Consider the following 2,758-nt stretch of genomic DNA (forward strand, 5'->3'; position numbering starts at 1 on the left):
GTGCATGTCGACGACGAAGCTGATCGCTTCGAGCAGCAGGTGCGGTTCGAGGCTGGTGACGTAGGTGCCGTCTCCGCGGCGCACGTCGAGAACACGGATCACCTCGAGGGCCTTCACCGCCTCGCGCATCGAATTGCGCGAGAGGCCCAGACGCTCGGAGAGCTCCTTCTCGGGCGGGAGCCGGTCGCCGGGGGCGAGCTCGCCCGAGACGATCATCGCCTTGATCTTCTGGATCGCCTCATCGGTGACTGCCATGCGCTCATCCTAATCATTGATCGGATGTCTGAAGCGGGCGTGTGAGGATGGGAGCATGCGCGTCGTCGACAGCCATCTGCATCTCTGGGATCCGACTGTTCTCCACTATTCCTGGCTCGCCGGCGCCCTCGACGCGCGCTATGCCACGGCGGAGCTGCTCGCCGCGCCCATCGCGGATGCCGGAGAGCAGATCGCCGTGTTCGTCCAAGCCGCCGCCGTGGAAGAGCAGGCGCTGGACGAGGTGCGCTGGGTGGACTCGATCGCGCCCGCCACAGGGGTGGTCGGCATCGTCGCCGACGCCCGTCTGCACCGGCCGCAGGGGCTCGGCGACCACCTCGACGCGCTGGCGGAGTTCGACCGCGTCGTCGGGGTGCGGCACCTGCTGCAGGGCGAGCCCGACGGATTCACCCGCACGGATGTCTTCATCGCGGGTGCGCGTGAACTGGCCGACCGGGGGCTCACCTTCGACGCCTGCGTGCGCGCCCACCAGATCCCCGACGTCATCGCGTTGGCCGATGCGGTTCCGGGGCTGCCCATCGTGCTCGATCACCTCGGCAAGCCGGCGCTCGGCACAGCGGCGGAGTCGCTGCGCCCGGCTGCGGACTGGGCGCGCGACCTGCGCCTTCTGGCGGAGCACCCGAACGTGCACGTCAAGCTGTCGGGGCTGCCGGCCGAGGCCGACGGTGTGATCGACGCGGCCCGGATGGTGCCGTTCCTCGATGCGGCCGCTGAGGTGTTCGGCGAGGATCGACTGATGTGGGGCAGCGACTGGCCGGTGTCCTCGGTGGATACCGGCGATCCCACCGGCGCGCGCTACGTCTCCGGCGGACGCGACGCGTGGTTCCGCACCGCGCGCGACTGGGCTGCTGCGCGCGGCCTCGACACCGACCGGGTCTTCTGGTCGAACGCGCTCGCGTTCTACCGCATCCACTGACCCGCCCTTCGCTCCGGTATGAGTTCGTGCCGCGTCGGCGCCGTTCAGGCGGCACAAGCTCATACCGGAGCGAGAAGCGGGTTGCGGGGGCGCCGACGAGCGGCGTCAGGGGCGGGCGCGCAGCGCCGCGCTGACGCGTTCGACGAGCATCCGAGGGTCGGCGAGCAGCGTCGCCGTGACCTCGATCACCACCCACCCCGCCGCCCGCAGGCGGGCGAGGCGCTCGACATCGGCGGCGTAGCTGTTCGCGTGCAGCACGCCCTGGTACTCGATCGCTACCTTCCGCTCGGGGTATGCCAGATCGGCGCAGGCGACGAACCGGCCGTGCTCGTCGTAGACATCCTGATTCAGCACCGGCTCGGGCAGGCCGGCGAACACGAGATGGCAGCGCACAGCCGACTCCCGAGGAGACCACGAATCCTCACGGATGAGTTCGACCGCCTCCCGAAGCCGACGGATGCCCGTCCTGCGGCCGGCATCGATCGCCGCCTGCAGGCGTGCGACGGTCGACAACGGGGGAGTGCCCGCGCGCGGCCGACCGTACCCGGCACGCCAGACCCTGCAGAAGTAGTCGCCCAGGGCGACCAGATCGACCAGCGGAAGATGCCCGAGGCTGGCCCACGTCGTCGCGGGATCGGCGACCGGGATGCGCTCGACGTGCGTGTAGCGCGAGGTGCGATGCCGCGCGCGGTGGGCACTGACACCCTCCGCGCGGATCAGGTGGCCGCGTCCGAAGGTGCTCACGTGCACCGTCAGGTCGGATGACGACGCCGGCGCACCGGCATCCGTCCGCGTCAGCGGAAGCGGAGCGTGCCACATCGCGGCCGCTGACTCGTGACTGATGAACTGCGATCCCTCGAGGCGGGGCGCATAGCGGCGCACCAGGTCACGTCGCGTCTCGGCCTGGAGCGTGAACGGATCCGGTTCGGCGGCTCGGGGCGGGTCCTCTGCGTCGGACTCGTCCTCAATCTCGGCGGCGGTCGCGGACAGGAGAGCCGGCACGGCACGGATGCCGCGGAACGGGCGCTCGAGATCCCCGCGGCGAAGGCGCGAGCGAGCGACCCCCGCCTGCGCAGCTTCCCGCACGCTGAAGATCGCACCCAGCTGGGCGGGGAGAGGTCGTGGTTTCGGCATCCGCCGACCTTCGCAGATCCGCGGCCGGCGCGCGCGAGCTATCCACAGCGCCCCGGAGCCGCCCGCAACCACCGCGCTCCGGTATGAGTTCGTGCCGCCTGAATGCGATCCAGGCGGCACGAACTCATACCGGAGCGAGAAGCGGGTGGGTTATTCGGGGCGCAGGCGCAGGGCGGCCATGCCCCCGTCGACCTCGATAAAGGTGCCGGTGGTCGATCCGGAGGCGGGACTGACCAGGTACAGCACCGCACCGGCGACCTCATCGGCGGACACCAGCCGGCCATGCGGCTGACGGGCGTTGAGCGCCGCGCGCTCGGCCGCCGGGTCGGCCGCCGAGTCGAGCAGACGCCCCACCCACGGGGTGTCGGCGGTGCCCGGATTGACGGCGTTCACCCGGATGCCCTCGCGCAGATGGTCGGCGGCCATCGCCCGGGT

4 protein-coding genes are annotated in these 2,758 nt (G+C 71.0%); 1 reads left to right on the forward strand and 3 read right to left on the reverse strand.

From position 1 onward, the window contains the following. Nucleotides 1-255: FadR/GntR family transcriptional regulator (locus BFN01_RS15780; RefSeq protein WP_256221048.1), on the reverse strand; the 255-nt coding region annotated here is incomplete at its 3' end. Nucleotides 256-310: 55 nt separating this feature from the next. Here BFN01_RS15780 and BFN01_RS06195 point away from each other — a divergent pair. Further along, nucleotides 311-1,189, forward strand: a complete 879-nt coding sequence (locus tag BFN01_RS06195) for an amidohydrolase (protein ID WP_071642694.1) — start codon at nucleotides 311-313, stop codon at nucleotides 1,187-1,189. Nucleotides 1,190-1,294: 105 nt separating this feature from the next. On the opposite strand, the gene BFN01_RS15445 is transcribed toward BFN01_RS06195, so the two are convergent. Both BFN01_RS15445 and BFN01_RS06205 read right to left on the reverse strand, forming a co-directional pair. Next, the gene (locus BFN01_RS15445; protein ID WP_071642696.1) at nucleotides 1,295-2,323 is read right to left on the reverse strand and encodes a type IV toxin-antitoxin system AbiEi family antitoxin domain-containing protein; all 1,029 of its coding nucleotides are present in this window, start codon (nucleotides 2,321-2,323) and stop codon (nucleotides 1,295-1,297) included. A 150-nt stretch (nucleotides 2,324-2,473) separates the two neighbouring features. After that, nucleotides 2,474-2,758 (reverse strand): SDR family oxidoreductase (locus BFN01_RS06205; RefSeq protein ID WP_143187181.1); only part of this gene is annotated, 285 nt, incomplete at its 5' end.

Origin of the sequence: Microbacterium sp. AR7-10 (assembly GCF_001878835.1) — a bacterium.
GTDB lineage: Bacteria > Actinomycetota > Actinomycetes > Actinomycetales > Microbacteriaceae > Microbacterium > Microbacterium commune.

Bases quoted from the DNA above. Each gene is read 5' to 3' on its own strand.
- BFN01_RS06195 (WP_071642694.1), top strand. From the start codon at position 311: ATGCGCGTCGTCGACAGCCATCTGCATCTCTGGGATCCGACTGTTCTC.
- BFN01_RS15445 (WP_071642696.1), bottom strand. From the start codon at position 2,323: ATGCCGAAACCACGACCTCTCCCCGCCCAGCTGGGTGCGATCTTCAGC.